Source organism: Clostridium sp. BIOML-A1 (assembly GCF_009874105.1).
In the GTDB taxonomy this organism is placed as follows: Bacteria; Bacillota; Clostridia; order Lachnospirales; family Lachnospiraceae; genus Coprococcus.
On sequence record NZ_WWTL01000001.1, the window covers coordinates 292577 to 315624 of the forward strand.

16 protein-coding genes are annotated in these 23048 nt (G+C 42.2%); 14 read left to right on the plus strand and 2 right to left on the minus strand.

All coding sequences use genetic code 11. The features are described 5' to 3' along the window. Positions 1–158: 158 nt before the first annotated feature. From GT641_RS01280 to tyrS, 5 genes are all read left to right on the plus strand, one after another. Entirely contained in the window at positions 159–461 is a 303-nt protein-coding gene (locus GT641_RS01280; RefSeq protein WP_008401532.1) for a metal-sensing transcriptional repressor, read from the plus strand. 217 nt (positions 462–678) lie between these two features. After that, positions 679–3336, plus strand: coding sequence for a heavy metal translocating P-type ATPase (locus tag GT641_RS01285; protein ID WP_161116670.1), 2658 nt, complete (start codon positions 679–681; stop codon positions 3334–3336). A gap of 82 nt (positions 3337–3418) precedes the next feature. Then, complete coding sequence (cls, locus tag GT641_RS01290) at positions 3419–4948, plus strand: cardiolipin synthase (RefSeq protein ID WP_161116643.1); 1530 nt, start codon at positions 3419–3421, stop codon at positions 4946–4948. Between the two features lie 50 nt (positions 4949–4998). After that, the gene (locus GT641_RS01295) at positions 4999–6648 is read left to right on the plus strand and encodes an O-antigen ligase family protein (protein ID WP_161116644.1); all 1650 of its coding nucleotides are present in this window, start codon (positions 4999–5001) and stop codon (positions 6646–6648) included. Positions 6649–6862: 214 nt separating this feature from the next. Next, positions 6863–8083 (plus strand): tyrosine--tRNA ligase, encoded by a 1221-nt coding sequence (gene tyrS / locus GT641_RS01300; protein ID WP_021943639.1) that lies wholly within the window; start codon positions 6863–6865, stop codon positions 8081–8083. Between the two features lie 216 nt (positions 8084–8299). Here the strand turns inward: tyrS and GT641_RS01305 are convergent, their stop codons facing one another. Continuing rightward, positions 8300–8623 carry a helix-turn-helix transcriptional regulator gene (locus GT641_RS01305; RefSeq protein WP_021943638.1) on the minus strand — a complete coding sequence of 108 codons (324 nt, stop codon included), beginning with the start codon at positions 8621–8623 and terminating at the stop codon, positions 8300–8302. A 163-nt stretch (positions 8624–8786) separates the two neighbouring features. On the opposite strand from GT641_RS01305, the gene GT641_RS01310 reads away from it, so the two are divergent. The 8 genes from GT641_RS01310 (at position 8787) to GT641_RS01345 (ending at position 18153) form a co-directional block, all read left to right on the plus strand. After that, positions 8787–9467, plus strand: coding sequence for a LytTR family DNA-binding domain-containing protein (locus tag GT641_RS01310; RefSeq protein WP_161116646.1), 681 nt, complete (start codon positions 8787–8789; stop codon positions 9465–9467). Between the two features lie 78 nt (positions 9468–9545). Beyond that, positions 9546–11750: a PTS transporter subunit IIABC gene (locus GT641_RS01315; RefSeq protein ID WP_161116647.1), complete on the plus strand. Its 2205-nt coding sequence runs from the start codon at positions 9546–9548 to the stop codon at positions 11748–11750. Between the two features lie 99 nt (positions 11751–11849). After that, positions 11850–12389 carry a CinA family protein gene (locus GT641_RS01320; protein WP_161116648.1) on the plus strand — a complete coding sequence of 180 codons (540 nt, stop codon included), beginning with the start codon at positions 11850–11852 and terminating at the stop codon, positions 12387–12389. A 53-nt stretch (positions 12390–12442) separates the two neighbouring features. Beyond that, positions 12443–12655, plus strand: a complete 213-nt coding sequence (locus GT641_RS01325) for a hypothetical protein (protein ID WP_161116649.1) — start codon at positions 12443–12445, stop codon at positions 12653–12655. Then, positions 12633–12794 carry a hypothetical protein gene (locus tag GT641_RS01330; RefSeq protein WP_156782875.1) on the plus strand — a complete coding sequence of 54 codons (162 nt, stop codon included), beginning with the start codon at positions 12633–12635 and terminating at the stop codon, positions 12792–12794. The genes GT641_RS01325 and GT641_RS01330 overlap by 23 nt, the downstream gene beginning before the upstream one ends. Before the next feature lie 210 nt (positions 12795–13004). Beyond that, entirely contained in the window at positions 13005–15113 is a 2109-nt protein-coding gene (locus GT641_RS01335) for a glutamine synthetase III (protein WP_008403090.1), read from the plus strand. Between the two features lie 216 nt (positions 15114–15329). Next, positions 15330–17300: a DNA topoisomerase gene (locus GT641_RS01340; protein WP_161116650.1), complete on the plus strand. Its 1971-nt coding sequence runs from the start codon at positions 15330–15332 to the stop codon at positions 17298–17300. A 172-nt stretch (positions 17301–17472) separates the two neighbouring features. Continuing rightward, positions 17473–18153, plus strand: coding sequence for a UDP-N-acetylglucosamine pyrophosphorylase (locus GT641_RS01345; protein ID WP_161116651.1), 681 nt, complete (start codon positions 17473–17475; stop codon positions 18151–18153). Between the two features lie 887 nt (positions 18154–19040). Here the strand turns inward: GT641_RS01345 and GT641_RS01350 are convergent. Further along, the gene (locus GT641_RS01350; RefSeq protein WP_161116652.1) at positions 19041–19496 is read right to left on the minus strand and encodes a hypothetical protein; all 456 of its coding nucleotides are present in this window, start codon (positions 19494–19496) and stop codon (positions 19041–19043) included. A gap of 164 nt (positions 19497–19660) precedes the next feature. On the opposite strand from GT641_RS01350, the gene GT641_RS01355 reads away from it, so the two are divergent. Next, positions 19661–23047, plus strand: a complete 3387-nt coding sequence (locus GT641_RS01355; protein ID WP_161116653.1) for a PD-(D/E)XK nuclease family protein — start codon at positions 19661–19663, stop codon at positions 23045–23047. Position 23048: the final 1 nt, after the last annotated feature.

The window sequence follows — 23048 nt, forward strand, 5'->3', positions numbered from 1 at the left end:
TTTTATAATTGCAATATTTTATCATTAGCTGACTTGACAAAATACCCCTATGGGGTATATAAAATATATCGTATAAATAACCTGATGGCTGATAAGATACAGTCTGATATTTATAAATAGATGAATTTGCATAACAGATCAGAAAGGAGCAAACAGGAATGGAAGAACCATGTTGCCATTGTCATAAAACAAAACAGAGAACAGAAGGTGAATATAAGAAGCTGATGAATCGGCTGAATCGGATCGAAGGTCAGATCCGTGGAATCAAGGGGATGCTGGAAAAGGATGCATATTGTACGGATATATTAGTACAGGTTGCTGCTGTCAATTCTGCATTGAACAGCTTTAATAAGGAACTTCTCGCAGAGCATATCCGAACCTGCGTGATCGAGGATATCAAAGCAGGAAAAGAGGATACAGTGGATGATCTGGTTGATACTATTAAAAAATTAATGAAATAAATACATAGATATGTTTCAGCCGGAAAGGATAATATATTCGTATGATTGTTTCGATCTGAAACATAATAAAAATTATAATGAACGCAAAATTATTTGCTCGCAAGAATGCTGATTTTGCGGAATGCATAGAATGTGCGAAGCACATGATATAATGAACGCAAAATTATTTGCTCGCAAGGATGCTGATTTTGCGGAATGCATAGAATGTATGAAGCACATGATAAAAAAGCTTGATAAGAAGGTGAATGATTTGGATAAATATAACGTAACAGGAATGAGCTGTAGTGCCTGTAGCGCAAGTGTAGAAAAGGCAGTAAAGAAAGTGAAAGGGATTGACAGTTGTACAGTCAGTCTGCTTACAAATTCGATGACGGTAGAAGGAAAGGCTGATCCAAAAGCAGTTATCGAAGCAGTAGAGAAGGCAGGATACGGAGCCAGTCTGATGACAGGAGAAGACCGGAAGGATGCCGGGAAGAAGCAGGCGATGGATGCAGATGAACTGGATAATCATGCAGCTCTGCACAAGATGAAGGTCCGGCTGATCGCATCTATCGTTATGTTAATTCCGCTGATGTACATTTCCATGGGACATATGATGTGGGGATGGCCGCTTCCGGCGATCATCAGTGATAACCATGTCGCTATGGGACTGATCCAGATGTTATTTGCAATTGCGATCATGGTTGTAAACCAGAAGTTTTTTATTAATGGATTTAAAGGTGTGATCCATGGAGCACCGGGTATGGATACATTAGTAGCACTTGGCTCAGGTGCATCCTTTATTTACAGCACATATGTATTATTTGCAATGACAGATGCTGTGATGAGACAGGATAACGATCGTGTTATGACCTTGATGCATGATTTTTATTTTGAATCGGCAGCGATGATTCTTGCACTTATAACGGTTGGTAAGACTCTCGAGGAATATTCCAAAGGACGTACGACAGATGCCTTAAAGGGATTAATGAAGCTTGCACCCAAAACAGCTATTGTTCTTCGTGGTGAAGAAGAACAGGAAGTCGCTGCTGAGGATGTGACAGTCGGAGATGTATTTATCGTCCGTCCGGGTTCCAGTGTTCCGGTAGATGGTGTGGTTATAGAAGGAAACAGTGCGGTTGATGAGTCTGCCTTATCCGGTGAGAGCCTTCCGGTTGATAAAGCTGAGGGAGATAAGGTATCTGCCGCAACGATCAATAAATCCGGTTATCTGAAATGTCGGGCTACCAGAGTCGGTACAGATACGACCTTATCCCAGATCATTGAGATGGTCAGTGATGCAGCAGCAACAAAAGCTCCGATCGCAAAGATCGCAGATAAGGTATCCGGTATTTTTGTTCCGGCTGTATTGATCTGTTCACTGATCACTATTATTGTATGGATTATTGCAGGAGAGAGCACAGGATTTGTACTTGCCAGAGGGATATCGGTGCTTGTGATCAGTTGTCCGTGTGCACTTGGACTTGCAACGCCGGTTGCCGTAATGGTAGGTAATGGTGTCGGAGCAAAACAGGGTATCTTATTTAAGAATGCAGCGGCACTTGAGATGACAGGAAAAACAGATGTGGTTATATTAGATAAGACAGGAACGATCACAAACGGAACGCCGGAAGTGGTAGATGTAGTTCCGGAAAATGGATACAGTGAGACAGATCTGCTTACCTTTGCAGCAAGTCTGGAGCAGTACAGTGAGCATCCAATCGGCAAAGCCATTATGGAATATGTCGGACAGAAGGAAATTAAGCCACAGAAAATCGAAGATTTTCAGGTGCTTCCGGGAAATGGACTCCGCTGTAGATTAAGCAGTGGGGCGGCTTCACAGAATGAAAGTGTATTTTATGCAGGACAGAACCATTCTCAGATATCAGATCATATTTTGCTGGGAGGAAATGAAAAATTCATCAGCCGGTATGTAACCTTATCCGAGACGGATAAGACACTGGCAGAAGAATTAGCCTCACAGGGTAAGACGCCGATCTATCTGGCAATCGATGAGAATAAACTGATCGGTATCCTTGCAGTTGCAGATACGATCAAAGATGATGGAATCCTTGCGATCAAAGAATTAAAAGAGATGAATTATTCAGTTGTTATGTTAACCGGAGATAATGCAAAGACAGCAGAAGCAATCGGTAAACAGGCAGGTGTTGACCAAGTGATCGCTGATGTACTGCCGGATGGAAAAGAAGCGGTAGTAAGAGAACTGATGAAGGAGCACCGTGTGATCATGGTTGGTGACGGCATTAATGATGCCCCGGCATTAACCCGTGCGGATATCGGTATGGCGATCGGAGTCGGAACCGATGTTGCGATCGATGCGGCAGATGTGGTACTGATGCGGGAAGGTCTTCGAACCGTTCCTGCAGCGATCCGGTTAAGTATGGCAACGATACGAAATATCAAAGAGAACCTGTTCTGGGCATTTATTTATAACATTATCGGAATACCGCTTGCCGCAGGTGTCTGGTATCCGATGTTTGGCTGGAAATTAAACCCGATGTTTGGAGCATTTGCCATGAGCCTTTCCAGTTTTTGTGTAGTAATGAATGCATTACGGTTGAATTTTGTGAAGATATATGTTAATAATAGTAAATACAGAATACACCAAAAAATGGTATCAAAAAATGTTGAGGGAAATAATAAGATAGAAAAGGAGACTGGTACGATGAATAAGACGGTGTATATAGAAGGAATGATGTGCGGACACTGCGAGGCAAGAGTGAAGAAAGCATTTGAGGCACTTCCACAGGTAACAGAAGCGGAGGTCAGCCATGAGAAGAAGCAGGCGGTGCTTACTTTAAGTGGCGAGTTATCCGATAAAGAGATTAAGAATACAGTGAAGGAAGCCGGATATAAGGTAACTTCGATCAAGTAAAATAGAAATACGGGATAAAAGATAAAATGGCAGGGCACGGTTTACTGTGTCCTGTCATAAATTAATAAGAAGGAAATTGTCTATGAAGAAACTATTGAACAGGTTATTTAGTCGAATGGTAATTACATGTCTGCTGGTAGCGGCGCAGTTGATCTTCTTTATGGTAGAAGTATTCAAGCTGCAGCAATACTATGTATTGGTGGCGGCTATTCTGCATTTGTTAAGTTTTATAGCTGTGATGCATCTGTTATTAAAGGATGTGAATCCGTCAATTAAACTGGCATGGATCGTTCCGATCCTGATGTTTCCGGTTCTCGGTGGTCTGCTTTATCTGCTCTATGGACATATCATTATGCCGAAGAAGTTAGAGAAATACATGAAGCATGCGGCAGAATGGGACTACGAGACGGATCTGTATGCCAATATGGCATATTTTAGTGATGTGATAAAAGGGCAGCAGCCATACCGGTTGTTCAAATATACAGAAGATTATGCAGGTTCGCTTGTATATCAGAATACGGATGTCCGGTATTATCCGATGGGTGAAGATGTCTGGCCGGATTTTGTTGATGATCTGAAAGAGGCAAAGAAGTATATTTTCCTTGAATACTTTATTATTAATCCGGGTGAAATGTGGGATACGGTTCTTGACATCCTAAAAGAGAAAGTAAAAGAGGGCGTGGAAGTCCGTCTGATCTATGATGACATCGGCTCAGTCTTTTATGTGCCAAAGTATTACTGGCGTGAGATGGGGAGCTATGGGATCAAATGTATGGCATTTAATCAGGTGGTTCCATTTCTGGCAACGATCTTTAATAACAGGGATCATCGGAAAATCGCGGTTATGGATGGTAAGGTTGCCTATACCGGCGGCTTTAATCTGTCCGATGAGTATATAAATAAGAAAGCGCCTTATGGCAAATGGAAGGATAATGGTATCCGTATGGAAGGTGATGCTGCATGGCGTTTTACAATCCTGTTTTTACAGCTGTGGAACAGTATCCGAAATGAAGATAAGCATATCTTAAGCTATCGTCCAACAGAGCAGAAGAAACATTTGAACGATGGATATCTTCAACCATATACGACAAATCCGCTCAAGAAAGAGCCGATTGGCGAGAACATATATATGCAGATGATCAATGACGCAAGAGAGTATGTATATATCTTTACACCATATCTGATCGTATGCAATGAGATGATGACAGCATTAAAGCTTGCGGCAAAGAGAGGCATCGACGTCCGAATCGTAACACCGGCGATTCCGGATAAGAAGATGATCTTTCGTATGACACAGTCGAGCTACAAAGAGCTGCTTCGTGCCGGCGTGAAGATCTATCAGTACACACCGGGATTTATCCATTCCAAATGTATCCTGACGGATGATAATCTGACATCGATCGGTTCTATCAATATGGATAACCGAAGTTTTTATCATCATTTTGAATGTGGTGTATTGGTATATGATTCTAGTATCATTGCAGAAGTGAAGTACGATATGGTTTCAACGATGAAGGAATCCGAAGAGATCACACTGGACTGGTGTAAGGAGCATATGTCAAGAATTACACTGGTGGATGCTTTCCTCAGACTGTTATCGCCACTGCTTTAAACAGAATTGGAAATAAATGAAAAATGCTTTTGTAGAATGGATATAAAAATATGGGAAAAGTAGATCAGAAGAACAAAAGAGGAGATATTTATAAGATAACGGATGCAGTGATCCATCTGTATCTGGTCTATATGTTTGTGATTTTTCCTCTGGTTCTGCATGATGGATATAAAGATATTACCATAACAAAATATAATTTTTTTAAGAACGGTGTTCTGGCACTTCTTATAATCATGGCACTGCTTCTGGTTCTGTATCTGACAGATCGTTCGGGAAATACAGGTCATCCGGGAAGTGATAGGGCAGTATCAAAAAAACATACCATACTGGCATCGGATGTCTTTATGGTTTTGTTTTTGATTGCAGGATTTTTTGCTTTTTTAGCAGCAAAGGATCGGATGGCGGCATTCACCGGGGAATTGGGAAGAAGATGCGGTTTCGCATTTTTGCTTCTCGTCGGAGCAGCCTATATCTGCGTGGCAGTAGGATGCAGCGTGAAAGAATGGATCTATCCGGTATTTGCCTGTGTGAGTGGACTTACATATCTGATGAGTATTCTGCAGCATCTGGAGATTGATCTGTTTCATCTGTATGCGTCGATTCGATTTGACCAGAGACCGATGTTTATATCGACATTTGGCAATATTAATATGTACGCAAGTTTTCTCTGCCTGACGATCCCGTTATTTATGGCGGCAGGCATGTATGCAGACAAATGCTGGAAGCGTGTGTTATATACACTCGTTTTGTTCCTTGGAGGAATGGCAGTTATTGCCGCAAATAGTGATGTAGCTTATATTGGTATCGGAGTACCGATGGTGGTGCTGTTATTAGCAGGGATAAGAAATCGGGTAAAGACATATGATGATCGTATGGTGATCGGACAAAATTCCACCTGTGACCCGTTTTTAGGTTGGTTTATAGGACATGCCGGTATCGTTCTTGGTTATACGGTGATGGCATTTCTTACGACCGGAACCGGAAAGGGATACGATAAGCTGACAGGGCTTGCAAAGCTGGTGGATCATCGCCTGATTTTAACAATTGAATCTATAGTGTTGGTGATAGGCAGTCTGCTCTACGGATGGGGCAGTAGAAAAAAGGCAGATTGTGTAGTTGCCCAAAAGAAAGGTTTAAGGTCTGTTAAGGATAAAAAGCAGGCATCTACAATGAAATGTTGGAAGGTAATATTTTGGAGCGTGGTTGGAATATTGATTCTTACTGCATTTGTAACAGTGGTAACAGGAGTCGGCAACCAGTGGGAGATATTTACCTTTGACGATGAATGGGGCAATTACCGGGGATATGTCTGGAACAGACTTTTCCGGATTTATCAGGATCTTCCATTTGTGAATAAGGTATTTGGTACGGGAAATGAGAGTATCTATACATTGATGTCCGCAAGGTACAGTGATGAGATGATAGAAGTGACAGGAACAGTCTATGACAGTGCACATAATGAATATCTGCAATATCTGGTAACTATGGGTATCGTTGGTCTTATCACATACCTTGGGCTTATCATTTCGTCCATTGTGAATGGAGTGAAGCTGGTAAAGGAAAATCCTTTATGTATGCCGCTTCTTGCAGGCATGATAGGATATGTCGTACAGGCATTTGTAAATGTGGAACAGCCGATCACGACACCGTTTTTATTCCTGTTTCTTGCGCTTATGGCAGGAATGAGAAGGAGAAGTTGACAGGAGTTAATGGGATTGTGGAAGTACAGGCTTGTCAAAGTGTTATATTTCGTTGTATAATCACAAAGTATGTGTACTATAGATGAAACAACTGCCGGAAAGTGGTCGAAGACATATATTTTGCCGGTAGCTGGTTGGACACAGAATAAAAAGTAGATAATAATTATGATATAAAAGGTCAGCATCTAAGCAGATGCTGTTACAGGAGGAAAAAATGAAGGTTTATGATGAGTTAGTGGCAAGAGGATTGATTGCCCAGACAACAGATGAAGAAGAAATTAAAGAGCTGGTAAATAACGGAAAAGCTGTTTTCTATATAGGATTTGACCCAACCGCAGACAGTCTTCATGTAGGACATTTCATGGCACTTTGCCTGATGAAACGTTTACAGATGGCGGGTAATAAGCCGATTGCCCTTATCGGTGGCGGTACAGCTATGATCGGTGATCCATCCGGACGTACCGATATGAGACAGATGATGACAACAGAAACGATCGCTCATAATGTAGAATGCTTCAAGAAGCAGATGAGCCGTTTTATTGATTTCTCAGAAGGCAAAGCACTTCTTGTAAATAATGCAGACTGGTTACTTGACCTGAACTATGTAGATGTTCTTCGTGAGGTTGGCCCTCATTTCTCAGTTAACAACATGCTTCGTGCAGAGTGCTACAAGCAGAGAATGGAGAAGGGCTTAAGCTTCTTAGAGTTCAACTACATGATCATGCAGAGCTACGATTTCTATGAGTTATTCCAGAAATATGGCTGTAATATGCAGTTCGGTGGTGATGACCAGTGGAGCAACATGCTTGGTGGTACAGAGCTGATCCGTAGAAAGCTTGGCAAGGATGCATATGCCATGACGATCACCCTGCTTCTGAACTCAGAAGGCAAGAAGATGGGTAAGACACAGAAGGGTGCTGTATGGCTTGATCCAAACAAGACATCACCATTTGAGTTCTACCAGTACTGGAGAAATGTTGCAGATGCCGATGTATTAAAATGTATCCGTATGCTGACCTTCCTTCCACTGGAAGAGATCGACAAGATGGACAGCTGGGAAGGCAGTCAGTTAAATACAGCAAAAGAGATCCTTGCATTTGAACTTACAAAGCTGGTTCATGGCGAAGAAGAAGCAGTAAAGGCACAGGAGAGTGCAAGAGCATTATTCTCCCAGGGTGTTGCTGCTGATATGCCATCTGTTACATTGTCAGCCGATGATTTCAAGGATGGTGCGATCGATATCGTATCCGTACTTGTAAAGTCCGGTCTGGTATCCTCCAGAAATGAAGGAAGACGTGCGGTAGAGCAGGGCGGCGTTGCTGTTGATGGTGACAAGATACCTGATATCTCAGTTACAATCCCGGAAGAGAAGTTTGATGGAGACGGAATCGTTGTAAGACGTGGTAAGAAGAACTTCCGTAAGGTAAGTAAATAACAGATTCGAAAGAATAATAAAATAAACATAATAAAAACTCCGGTTATCTGGATTCGAGTATGGATCCTGATGGTCGGAGTTTTTGTTATTATGATGTAAATTATGCAGAAAAAAAGCAGAAATGTCAGTTGTACATGTCATTTATGCATGATAAAACGTAGAATTGACAATCTATGTTTTTTTTAGTCTGTTTTATGGTATTCTAATTTCCGGATATTAGCGGTGCTTTGTGTAAGCCTCCATCAGACTGAGCATAACATGCTGGTCTTCAGGGGATAAGGATGAATAAAGAGCATTCAGTTTCGACTGATTATAGCTTTCAGAATGTTGATTGTATTCAAGAATATCAGAAAAAGTACAATCCAGATATTCGGTGATATTTGCAAGCGTATCCAGACTCACTTTGCAGATACCACGTTCAAGCTGACTGATAAAACCTACAGACAGATTGAGGTCTTCCGCCATCTGTTCCTGGGTGACATCTTTCATTTTTCTGCGTATTTTTATGCGTGATCCTATAATTTTATAATTCAGTGTCATGATGGTATTCCTTTTCTTTTTAAGTATTTTCTAATAAATATCAAAAAAGAAACAGATAGTGACACTTCTATTATATGTAAAAACTAACAATAATACTGCATATATCTAAGAAATATACTAAAATTTACAAGTGGCATTCAAATGAGAGGGAAGTGTTATACAAATGAAAATTGGTATATGTGATTCATCTATGCATGAAGTGGAAGCTGTGAAGGATTTTATAGAATCCCGTATGGATCTGGATAATGTAGAGTTTGAATTGTATCTGCCGGAAGAAGCGTCTATAGATGTAGAAGAAAGTACCTTTTCCTGTGATATATTTATCACGGAGATCGTATTTGACAATCTGCAATATAACGGGATCTGTCTGGCCAGAGCCATCAATCGTTCTGTTCCAAATTGCAAGATTATATTTTATGCAGACCATATTCCGGATGGCTGGGATATCTATGACGTGGAGCACTGCAATTGTGTTATGAAGCGAAACCGGGATATCAAGCTGGTGCATGCCGTTGATACGGCGATCAAGCGTCTGAATATGAGCAGAAGTAATTTTATCCGAGTCTGCTATGGGAAAACGATCAATATTTTTTCAGCTTCGGAGATCATCTGTATTCACAGAGATGATCGTCTCACCAGATACTGTACAACAAGAGGTGATTATGTGCAGTATATTACATTGACAAATGCTTTGAAAAATCTTCCAAAGGTATTTGTCCGTGTAAACAGTAATTGTATTATCAACCGTCAGCACGTCAAGCATTATTCCAGATCAACCGTAACTCTGGATAATGGAGAAGTTGTAAAGATCGGAAGACCATACAAAGAAGAAGTATTTTCATAAGAAAATGGAATGATTCTCCTTGTTTTGCAGATACTAGTCCGTATGAATATGTATCTATGAAACAGGGAGATTTTTTATATGAGAGATAAAATATTTGGAATATTACAACGGGTTGGACGGTCGTTTATGCTTCCAATCGCGATCCTGCCGGTGGCGGGACTGCTGCTTGGAATCGGAAGCTCCTTTACCAATGAAACTATGCTTGAAACATATGGGCTGATGCGGATCCTTGGGCCGGGAACGATATTTGCTGCTGTATTTGAGGTAATGAGTGAGGCAGGAAATGTGGTATTTGCCAATTTGCCAATCCTGTTTGCCATGGGCGTGGCGATCGGTATGGCAAAAAAGGAGAAGGAAGTTGCTGCGCTATCAGCGGCTATTGCATTCTTTATCATGCATGCATCGATCAATGCGCTGATCACGATAAATGGTGGTACGGAAGCAATGCTTGCAGGAGCGGTTACTTCTGTCTGCGGTATCACATCTTTGCAAATGGGTGTATTTGGCGGTATCCTGGTAGGACTTGGTGTGGCTGCCCTGCATAACCGCTTTTATAAGATTGAACTGCCGCAGGTGTTGTCTTTCTTTGGTGGTTCCAGATTCGTTCCGATCATATCAGCATTGGTATATACCGGAGTTGGTATTTTGATGTTCTTTATCTGGCCGGCAATCCAGAAAGGCATCTATACCATAGGTGATCTGGTTTTAAATTCCGGCTATGCAGGAACCTGGGTATATGGATTTATGGAACGTCTTCTGATACCATTTGGCCTGCATCATGTGTTCTATCTGCCATTCTGGCAGACTGCGGTCGGAGGAACGCTGGAGGTTGGTGGGCGTGTTGTAGAAGGAGCACAGAATATCTTCTTTGCACAGCTTGCAGATCTATCCGTTACAAAGTATGCGGTATCAGCCACCAGATTTATGTCCGGTAAATTCCCGCTTATGATATTTGGTCTGCCAGGAGCTGCTCTTGCTATGTATAAAACAGCAGCACCGGAGAAACGGAAGGCAGCAGGCGGACTGCTTCTTTCCGCAGCCCTTACAGCCATGATCACAGGTATTACAGAGCCGCTGGAATTCACATTTTTATTTGTCGCACCGGCTCTGTATGGAATCCATTGTATTCTGGCAGGCTTTGCCTATATGCTGATGCATGTATTTGAAGTCGGTGTGGGAATGACCTTCTCCGGCGGTCTGATCGATCTTACCCTGTTCGGCATCATGCAGGGAAATGCAAAGACGAACTGGATCTGGATCGTTATTGTCGGTATCGGTTATTTTATCGTATATTATGTATTGTTCTATCATCTGATCCGGCGGTTTGATCTGAAAACACCGGGTAGAGATAACAATGACGAAGTGAAATTATATCGTCGAAGTGATATGGATGCCAGAAAGCATGGAGAAAATGCCGGAGAGCAGGGATCAGACAATGACCGGAATATGGATGTTTTCCGGAATCACAGCCCACAGATGGAGACTTCCAGACTGATCTGTGAAGGACTCGGCGGCAAGGCCAATATATCGGATGTTGACTGCTGCGCAACCAGACTTCGTTGTACGGTATATGATGCAGCTCTTGTAAAAGAAGATGTTCTCCGGGCAAGCGGAGCATCCGGCGTGGTGAAAAAAGGATATGGCGTACAGGTCATCTATGGCCCGAAGGTGTCTGTGATCAAATCCAATCTGGAAGATTATCTGGAAGGGTATGATGAGAAGGTGGTTATTGCAGATGAGGGAAGACCGAGAGAGGATGTCATTGCAGGCAAAGAGAAAAATGGGAGAAATGCAAGAAACAGACAGAAAAAGCATATGGATGATAATACAGTATCTATATTGAGTCCGGTTACAGGAGAGGTTTTTGAATTATCAAGTGTGCCAGATGAGGCATTTTCCAGTGGAATGATGGGCGATGGAATCGCTGTATTGCCAACGGATCCTGAAATAACCGCGCCTGTTGCCGGAACGATTGCTTTTGTCTTCGACACGAAGCATGCCATAGGGTTGGTAACGGAACAGGGAATCGGTGTGATGATCCATATTGGAATCGATACGGTAAAGCTAAATGGCAAAGGCTTTGACGTACTGGTTGAGACCGGACAGATAGTGTCTGCCGGACAGCCGGTCATGCGGCTGGATCTTCCTTATCTGAAGAAGCATGCGCCATCCTTAATATCCCCTGTCATTATAACAGAGCTCCCGGATGGCTATAAACTGCGTCCGGTAAAGACCGGAAAGGTGAAGAACGACGAGGAGCTCCTGGTGGTGGAGAAGAGATAAGATAAATAGAAATGACAAAAGGATTTCCACTTGTGGAAATCCTTTTGTGAATATATTATAATAATAAATAGATTAAAGGCAACAAAGGCGGAAGGATAAATGGCAGGAAAAAAACTGGATGAACAGATGGAAAAGACAATACGGAATAATTACAGACGATTGACAGGCTGTCTGATCGACAGGAAAATGACGATCACGACCATGGAAAGTATCACCTGCGGGCAGATTGCTTCATTGATCACAGATACTGAAGGGGCATCTGCGATATTAAAAGGGGCATTTGTAACCTATTCCAACGAAGCAAAGGTCATGCAGGGTGTTCCGGAAGCTGTGATAGAAACTTATGGTGTCTATTCCAAAGAAACAGCGAGGGCAATGGCAGAAGCCTGTAAACGGGCATATCGTGCAGATATCGGAATCGGTATTACCGGTACAACGGGAAATATTGATCCAAACAATCAGGATAGTGTACCGGGAGAAGTATATTATGCAGTGGCTGTTTCGGATACGATCATCGATGGATATTTCCAGATGGGAGAACAGGATTCCAGACTGTATTATAAACTTTATGCCGCGGAGAAGGTGGCAGAAACGCTTGGGGATGTGCTTGGGGTTGAAATAGAAGCGGTTCTTGCCTGATGGTGTGACGAATATATTGTTGGAGAAATATATAAGATATGGGGGATGAAGATATGAAAAAGAAATTAATGGGGTTGATTATATGTTTAATAGGATTTGGAATGGGCTTTCTGTCCTTACTGTATTCCAATGAGGCTGTGCAGTCCCTGGAAGAATGTACGCGAAAAGTAGTTAATCCAAGCATAAAAGATAAAAAGGACTGGATATTTTCCTCAATTGGGAATATAGGAACCGTTGGCTTCGATGCAGTTTTATGTGATCAGTGAGATGAACTGGTCAGGAAATCAGGAAGTAGCACAGTGGAAGTATTATTCAAATGGTGACTTTATAGATCTGGATGATACAGAACTCAGAACCAAACTGCTGGTAGCAAAAAATGCTGAAAATATAAACTGGCAGTTATAGGATAAAAAAGTGAGTATGTTTTGGATATTGTTACTGCTATTAACTTTCTAAAAAATTTTCCCTCAAAATTTTTATTTTTCCTCTTGATTTTTCAAATCAAAAGGAGTATATATATTGTATCAAATAAATAGACGAAATGAACAAAGGTGTTCCAAATCATTGGGACACCTTTCTTTTTTTGTTTTATCAGAAGAAAGGAAGTACAAAATTATGATGAACAAAATTTCAGCCGTATTCGGTTCACACGTTTTCTCCGATCAGGTTATGAGAGAGCGTCTTCCAAAAGCAGTTTATAAATCCTTGAAGAACACAATCGATAAGGGCGAACCTCTTGATACATCTATTGCAGATTCTGTTGCAGCAGCAATGAAGGAATGGGCAATGGAACTTGGCGCAACACACTATACTCACTGGTTCCAGCCACTGACAGAGACAACAGCCGAGAAGCATGATTCATTCGTAAGTACAGTAGGCGATGGCGGAGTTATTCTTCAGTTCACAGGTAAAGAGCTGATCAAATCCGAGCCGGATGCTTCATCCTTCCCTTCTGGTGGACTTCGTGAGACATGCGCGGCCAGAGGATATACAGCATGGGATTGTACCTCACCGGCATTTGTAAAAACAACAGATGCAGGAACCTGTATCCTTTGCATCCCAGCAGCATTCACATCATATACAGGTGAGTCACTTGACTACAAGACACCACTTCTTCGTTCCATGGATGCAATCAGCAAGGAAGCTTTAAAGGCACTTGCATTATTTGGAAATACATCAGCAAAGAAGGTTACAGCTTCTGTTGGTCCTGAGCAGGAATATTTCCTGATCGATAAGAAGAAATTCGCCAAGAGAACAGACCTGAAGCTTTGTGGACGTACCTTATTCGGTGCGATGCCTCCAAAAGGACAGGAGCTTGACGATCAGTATTTTGCAGCGATCAAAGATAAGGTTGCATCATACATGACCGAGTTAAATGAAGAATTATGGAAATACGGTATTCTTGCTAAGACACAGCACAACGAAGTTGCTCCTGCTCAGCATGAGTTAGCACCTATTTTCTCAACAACAAATATAGCAACCGATCAGAACCATCTGGTTATGGCTACGATGAAGAAGATCGCAGCAAAGCATGATCTGGAATGTGTTCTTCATGAGAAACCATTTGCAGGTGTCAATGGTTCCGGTAAACATAACAACTGGTCAATTTCAACAGATGAGGGCGAGAACCTGATCGATCCTGGTAAACATCCGGAGACAAACCTTCAGTTCCAGTTCTTCCTTGCAGCCGTTCTTGCAGCCGTTGATAACAATGCAGAGTTGTTAAGACTGTCCGCATCATCCGCAGGAAATGACCACAGACTTGGAGCAAATGAAGCACCTCCAGCAATTATTTCGGCATTCCTTGGTGAACAGCTTGAATCCATTGTTAAGCAGATCATCGAGAAAGGGGAAGCTACAGAATCACCAAAGGGCAAGACTTATGTATCCGGTGCATCCACACTTCCTACATTTACAATGGATGCTACAGATAGAAACAGAACATCACCATTTGCATTTACAGGTAACAAATTCGAGTTCCGTATGGTAGGTTCTACACAGTCCATCGCATTCCCAATGATGGTATTAAATACGATCGTTGCAGATCAGTTAAAGAAGATGACTGACGAACTGGAGGGTGCAGAAGATTTCGAGACAGCATGTAAGGCATTGATCAGAAAGACTCTGACAGAGCATCAGAAGATCATTTTCAACGGAAATGGTTATTCAGATGAATGGATCGCAGAAGCTGAGAAACGTGGACTTCCAAATATCAAATGTATGGTAGATGCAGTTCCATATCTGGCAGCAGATAAGAGCGTTAAGATCTTTGAAGGCCTTGGCGTTATGGATAAAGCAGAGTTATCAGCCAGAGCAGAAGTTATGCTTGAGAATTACGCAAAGAAGATCAACATTGAGGCACTCACAATGATCGAGATGTCAAATGAAGAGATCATCCCAGCAGTTATGGAATATCAGGCAGAGCTTGCAAAGGGCGCTGCTGAGATCAAAGCTCTTGGTATCGAGCCAAGCGTACAGGTATCTCTGTTGAATACAATCTCTGATAAGCTTGCAGAACTGAAGACAGCAACTGTAAAACTGGAAGAGCTTGTTGCAAAAGCTGCTGATTACGAAGATGATATCGAAGCATGGGCAAAATACTATCACAACGTAGTATTTGCAGCATTTGATTCTGTAAGAACACCTGCTGACGAATTGGAAAAAGAACTTCCAAAGACAGCATGGCCATTCCCTACATACGAGCAGTTATTATTCGAGCAGTAAGATCAAATACAGTAAATGTTTATTACAACCTAAAATAGTCAAAGGGCATCTCGTTTTCTATAATAGAAGGCGGGGTGCTTTTTTACTTTGAGCCATTGTCGTATGGAATCACTGTACGGATATCATAAAAGCTATGGTCGAAACCCCGTTTTTCTGGTATTATAAAAAGATGTGATGTGTAATATTGATCAAATATAAAAGAATCAGGAGTTTGATTTGAAGAATTTATATATAGCAGAAAAACCAAGTGTTGCAAGGCAGTTTGCAGATGTGCTTGGTGTAAAAGGAAATGCCGGAGCGGGCTATCTGGAATCGGAAGATTCTGTTGTGACTTGGTGTGTGGGACATCTGATCACGATGAGCTATCCGGATGCCTATGACGAGAAATTAAGAAAATGGGATCTGGCTACGATTCCTTTTATTCCGACAGAATTCAAATATGAAGTGATACCGGATGTCAGCAAGCAGTTCAAGATCGTAGCAGGGCTGTTGAACCGGGATGATGTAGGCTGTATCTATGTCTGCACCGACTCAGGACGTGAGGGAGAATACATCTATCGTCTGGTGGATCAGATGGCAAAGGTTGGAAATAAAGAGAAGCGGAGAGTCTGGATCGACTCCCAGACAGAGGAAGAGATCCTGCGTGGGATCCGGGAAGCCAAGCCGCTTTCAGAATATGATTCGCTTAGTGATGCCGCATATCTTCGTGCAAAAGAAGATTATCTGATGGGTATTAATTTCTCCAGAGCTTTATCGTTAAAATACAGCTATGTGATAAGAAATTATCTGAAACTGGACAAATGTGTGATTGCGGTTGGACGTGTTATGACTTGTGTTCTTGGCATTATCGTGAAGCGGGAACGGGAGATCCGTGAATTTGTAAAGACACCATTTTACCGTGTTGTTGGTACGGTAAATGTTGCCGGGCAGACATTTGAGGCAGAATGGAAAGCAGTAAAGGATACACCGTATTTTAATTCACCGCTTCTGTATAAAGAAAATGGTTTCAAGCAGAAGAAGGATGCAGAAGATCTGGTAAAAAAACTGTCGGCAAATGGAATGGAAGCCACGCTTGTTGCAAGTGAGAAGAAGAAAGAAAAGAAGGCTCCGCCAATGCTGTATAACCTTGCCGAGTTGCAGAATGACTGTTCTTCCCTCTTTAAGATCAGTCCGTCCGACACCTTAAAGATCGTGCAGGAGTTATACGAGAAGAAGCTGGTGACATATCCGAGAACGGATGCCAGAGTGTTGTCAACGGCTGTGGCAAAGGAAATTTATAAGAACATATCCGGCCTGAAACGCTATACGCCGATGGCTGCCTATGCCGATGAGGTTCTTAACATGGGAAGCTATAAGACGATCGCAAAGACCAAGTATGTAAATGATAAACAGATCACAGACCATTATGCGATCATTCCGACCGGACAGGGCATGGGTGCGTTAAGGGGATTGTCTGAGATCGCGGCAAATGTGTATGAGATTATTTGCAGACGATTCTTAAGCATCTTTTATCCGGCAGCAGAATATCAGAAGCTTTCAATGACACTGGCAAAGCAGGATGAATTCTTATTTGCCAATTTCAAATATATGTTAAAAGAAGGTTACCTGAATGTTGCCACGAACCGCTTTGCAAGGAAAAAGGATGATACAAAGTACAGCCCGGAATTCATCGAGACGATCGGACATTTGAAAAAGGGAGATATTCTTTCACTTGACAAATTCGAGATCAAAGAGGGTGAGACGTCACCCCCGAAACGCTACAATTCCGGTACGCTTATCCTGACGATGGAAAATGCCGGACAGTTTATCGAGGACGAGGAGCTTCGTGAGCAGATCAAGGGCGCAGGTATCGGAACCAGTGCGACCAGAGATGGAATCATCACCAAGCTTGTGAATAACAAATACATTGCGCTGAATAAGAAAACGCAGATCGTAACGCCTACATTTCTCGGCGAGATCATTTATGATGTTGTTTATTATTCGATCAACGGACTGCTTCGGGCAGATCTGACGGCAAGCTGGGAAAAAGGACTATGTGGCGTTGCCGATGGCTCGATCACGAAAGAAGAATATACAGACAAGATGAACACCTTTGTGATAAAATACACAAATCTGGTAAAAGGAATCAGCAATCAGAACCAGATTACAACAGTATTTGACAGAACAAGGGTATATTATAAAAAATAACCTTGAACATAGTTGCTTAATAGAAAGAATTATCCTTTGTGGATAGATGATTGCTTTTTAGAAAAGAATTATTCTTTGTGGATAAATGATTGTTTTTTAGATAAAAATTGTCCTTTGCGGGCGAATGATTGTTTTCTATTAAATTCTGAAAAAGATAGTGAGGTATAAGAAAATGAATAATGAAACAGTAAAACAGGTAACGATCAAAGAATTATATGATCTGACAGAGACAGCAGCAAAGCCATTGCTTGAAAGCGTTACATATCCGTGGGAAGCGCTTCCGAAGATCAAGGACTTTATCATTGAACTTGGAAACAGCTTAGATCCGGAAGAGTATGAAAAACATGGTGAAAATATCTGGATTCATAAATCAGCAACAGTATTTGATTCTGCCTATATCGCAGGCCCATGTATTATTGGAAAAGATACAGAGGTCAGACAGTGTGCATTTATCCGTGGAAGTGCTTTAGTGGGAGATAACTGCGTTGTTGGTAACTCCACAGAGTTAAAGAATGTCATTATCTTTAATAATGTGCAGGTTCCACATTATAACTATGTAGGTGATTCGATCCTTGGCTTCCATTCTCATATGGGAGCAGGCAGCATTACCTCTAATGTCAAGTCAGACAAAACACTGGTGCATGTCAAAGGCGCGGACTTCGATATTGCAACCGGTATGAAGAAATTTGGTGCAATGCTTGGTGACTATGTAGAGGTTGGTTGTAACAGCGTTTTAAATCCGGGCACCGTGATCGGCTCACATTCAAACATCTACCCATTGTCCCGTGTCAGAGGTTATGTGCCATCAAACAGCATCTACAAAGACCGGAACGACATCGTAACCAAGCATTAGACGCTAGCCTTTACGTTATGGTATAAGGACGAGAATGTGATGTAGATATCTTTTATTTTCCGGGCGTTTTCACTCTATTCTCACGTAGCGGTTCTAAACTCATCGCTTATGCGATTCGTTAAGTACCGACGTGAGAAAAGGCCGTCAAATAAAAATATCTACACACATTCTCTGTCTTTGATATCAAAGCTGCGTACCGGCTACACCTATCATCCTTCTATATTGTGGTAAGCATACAAAGAAATATTTGGCTATGCGATTTATGATTGAAAGGCAGCGCAGACAAGGCTGGGAAGAATACTGGCTCAGCGCACAAAAATCTGACGTACAGAAATGATATATAGCGCATCTTGGTATAGAAACACAAATCACCTGAGTAGAATGTCCTTATGTAGCAGACCTGTCCAGATGTTAGCACTTTAAGTTAAAATGGAAGATAGCATTACTATTATGACGTAAGCATTATCCGAGGCCGGTACTTAAGTTGCGTTTTTTGCAACTTTATGTACGGCTGCACGAGTAACTGAGACCTTAGCGAGGCTTTGCCGAGGTTAGTTCGAAGTTACACAGCGTGGATACGAGCGGAAGCGTCTTACGGAATAATATGTAATGTATCTTTCATTTTGATTCAAGGACTTATGAAAGCGTTCTGCGAAATAAGGAGCATAGTACTTAGGTGGTTGTACCGTATCAATAGCCAAGGCTGGAAACGGTGTTATGTCAATAAACAGATATATGCCGGACAACTGATATTGTGTAGCAAACCTGTCCGAGCGTCGGTACTTAGGCTGCGTCTTTTGCAGCCTTATGTACCGCTACGTCGAGGATAGAGTGGGAACGTTTTGCGTAACAATAGGCAGTTGACCGGCATATATCGTACGGTGGCATCATTGAACCACAGCCTTGGCAAGCGCCTCTTTGATGGCGTTGATCAGCAGCATTGAGGTATACTTGGTATCGCCGGAAACGGTGAGGTTGTCAACGGATGACACATACTGCAGGTCGGTGTTGATCGCCTCTAAAGAAGACGACAGGAGCGGATACATGGTGGTGACACTTTCGTCCAGGTTGGAGAGCGCAACATCCCGGATAGAATGTTCATCAACCGTAACCATAACAGACAGAGTAGATTCGCCAAGCGTGATAGTAGAATCATATGTACCGGGGTTATAAGAAGGCTCCGTTGTTTCGGAAGCGGTATTCGAAGAAGCAGTTTCTGAAACGGTGGCAGGTTTTTTGAACATGATCGTCAGTATGATGATAAACAGGGCGACAAGTCCGAGAAAAATAACCGTGTATATGATTTCTTTAGATTTTAAAACGATAAGCTTTGTGGATGCCATATAAATATTCCCCTCATTTATTATTACTATATTGTATTCACGGAGAAAACAAAATATAACCAAAGAACAGATGGTTAGTAAAACAATATTGAAGTAAATATGGCTTAGCAAAGAGAGAGTCAGAAAAAGAGTATTGCTTGACAGATGAGTGAAAGGAGACCGTTATGTCAGTTCGATTCTTACTTGGAGCATCCGGCTCAGGAAAATCCAGACAGATTTACAATGAAATCATTCAGGCATCGATAAAAGAACCGGAGCGGAATTTTTATCTGATCGTGCCGGAACAGTATACGATGGAAGCACAGAGAGAACTGGTCACAATGCATCCGGCCGGAGGCATGATGAACATTGATGCGATCGGCATGAACCGGCTGGCATATCGTGTATTTGATGAACTGGGGATCAGCACCGGACAGGTGCTGGAAGACTTTGGAAAAAGTATGCTGATCAAGAAGATCTTATGTGAACAGCAGGACACCTTACAGGTATATGGAAGCTATTACGACAAGCTTGGATTTGTGGATGAGATGAAATCCATGATGTCGGAGATCTTTCAGTATAATATCAAGCAGGATACGATCGATGAGATCATGGAGCAGATTCCGGAGGACAGCGTTGTTGCAGGTAAAATGCAGGATATCAGACACATTTACGAAGAATTTGAAGCATTTGCAGGTGAACGCTATATTGTGGCAGAACAGTTGGTGGAGCTGTTGACCAGACATGTTGGCCAGTCTAAGCTTGTGTGCGGCAGTTCTCTGTATTTTGATGGGTTTACCGGATTTACGCCGGTACAGCTTGAACTTGTTGAGAAGTTGATGACCTGTGCGGATGATCTGACCTTTTCCTTTACATTAGATGACAGAGATCAGAAGTATGAGCATATAAAAGACTACGAATTATTCTATCTGACAAAGACTACGATAAAGAAATTAACAGAAGCGGCAGCAGCCGCTGGTGTGGAGATCGAGTCTCCGGTCGTTCTGCCTGGAACAATCAACTATCGTCTGGGGGAGAACCGGGAACTGTTTTTTCTGGAGCGGAATTTGTTCCGTAGTCCGTATCAGAAATGGAAGCAGCCATTAGAGCGGATCCATCTGACAGCGACAGGAGATGCGCAGGATGAGATCGTATTTGTCGCATCTACGATAAGGAGGCTCGTGCGGGAGAAAGGATACCGTTATAAGGATATCGCGATCGTAGCGGGAGATCTGGAACAGGCATCCCACATCTATGAACGGGTGATGAATGAATATGAGATCCCCGTATTTATCGATGCAAATGCCTGCCTGAAAGCAAATCCATGTGCGGAAACGATCCGAAGTGTACTGGCGGTTCTGGCAGATGATTTCTCCTATGACAGTGTGTTCCGGTTCTTAAAAGCGGGTATGACAGATCTGTCCTTTGAGGATATAGAGCTTCTGGAAAATTATGCATTAAAGCGTGGTGTCCGTGGCTACAGCAGATGGAACCGGGCAGTATCTGAAAACTATGAGAAGACCTCTCCGGTAAATATAGAAGAGATCCGTCAGGCATTTATGAAGATGTTTGGGGATATCCGTAAGGTCTTTGCAGATAAAAAGGCAGTCACAAAAGATTATGTGGAAGCCCTTTATGACTTTCTGCTTCAGATTCATATGTATGAGAAGTTAGAAGCCAGAAAGAATGAATTATATGAAGAAAACCGGATCAATGAAGGAGATGCTTATGGTCAGATCTTTGAGAAAACGGTCCGGTTATTTGATAAGATAGCGGAACTCTTAGGCGATACAAAGATGAGCGTGAAAGAGTTTTATGAGATCGTGGATACCGGACTTTCAGATATTGAAGTCGGTGTTGTACCGCCTACGGTTGATCGGGTGTTGATCGGAGATATCACAAGGTCAAGATTAAATCACATAAAGGTGTTATTCTTTACATCGGTCAATGATGGAATCGTGCCAAAAGCACCGAAAAAGGGAAGAATCCTAAGTGACAGAGACCGGGATATTTTGTCAGACTGCGGCCTGGAGCTTGCTCCATCCGACAAACAGAACAGCTATATCGAGCAGTTTTATATTTATACGATACTGACGAAACCATCCGATCATCTGTATATATCGTATCATAAATTAAGCGCATCACTTGAAAGCATGCGTCCGTCTTATCTGCTTGGAAGGATCAGCAATATTTTTCCATCCCTTCAGGCAGAGGAGTATGATGCTGCTTCCTGTATGCCGGATACCGTCAACCGTTCATTAAGACGGATTCTCCGTGCAGAGGATAGCGAAGATGCAGAGAGCCGGATACTGACAAGAATCTTGACAGAAAAGGGATTTGCCGGAGAATTGACAGCCATTTATAAAGGCAGAACATACAGAAACGTGGCAGAACAGCTTCCACCGGAGACGATCGCCCTGTTATATGGCAGATATCTGCATGCATCAGTATCGAAGCTTGAATTATATGCCAGATGCGGATTTGCATATTTCTTAAAATATGGTCTGCGTTTAAAAGAGCGGGAAATGTATCAGGTCGATGTCAGAAATGTCGGAGTTATCCTTCACAGTGTAATGGAAGGACTGTTTAAGCAGGTAAGAGACACCAGAAATAATGACTGGGAGAATTTTCCGGAAGATGAGAGAATGCTGATGGTCACGGAGCTTGTAAATCGTGCAGCAGAGGAATCGGCAGGAGATTTCTTTGAAGATAATGCAAGAAATGCCTACATGCTTCAGATGATCGAACGTATGGCACAGACATCCGCCGGTATGTTACAGAAGCATATAAGACTTGGCAGCATGAAGCCTGGAATGCTGGAAAAGACCTTTGATTCCGCAAAGGATGAAGTCGGTTCTTATCTGTTTGAGCTTCCAAATCAGATACAGATGAGTATCAATGGTAAGATCGACCGTGTAGATGTGGAAGAAGAGGATGGAACGGTTTATATCAAGGTGATCGACTACAAATCATCCACCAGAAAACTCAGTCTGGAGGAAGTCCTGAATGGAGAACAGCTTCAGCTTGTGACCTATTCTGCGATCGCATATGAGATTGAAAAAATGATCTATCCCGATAAGAATATTCAGATCGCCGGTTTATTATATTACAGCTTTGATGATCCGGTGATTGAGATTGAATCTTCGGAGATTGATACCGGTACAGAGCAGCCGGAATTCTCGGATCAGGAGAAATTAGACGCTGAGAGAATGGAGAAAATGAAGCTGCAGGGATTTGTCAATGAATCACCTGCCGTGATACAGAAGATGGATCATACCTGCAATCAGTCACTTCCGGTAAAACTTGATAAAAATGGTGACATCAAGAAAAGTGAGAATGTGGTATCGGCAGACCAGATCCGGACGATCATGGAATTGACGAGAGAGAATATAGAAGAACTTGGAAGTCAGATCGCAAAGGGAAAGATCGCGATCGAGCCATATAAGAATAAGAGCAATACAGGCTGTGATTATTGTGAGTTTAAGAATATCTGTCATTTTGATGTCAAGAATGGCGGAAATCAATATCGCAGACCGGATAACGAGAAGCTTAAGCGGTACAGGGAGGAGTAGC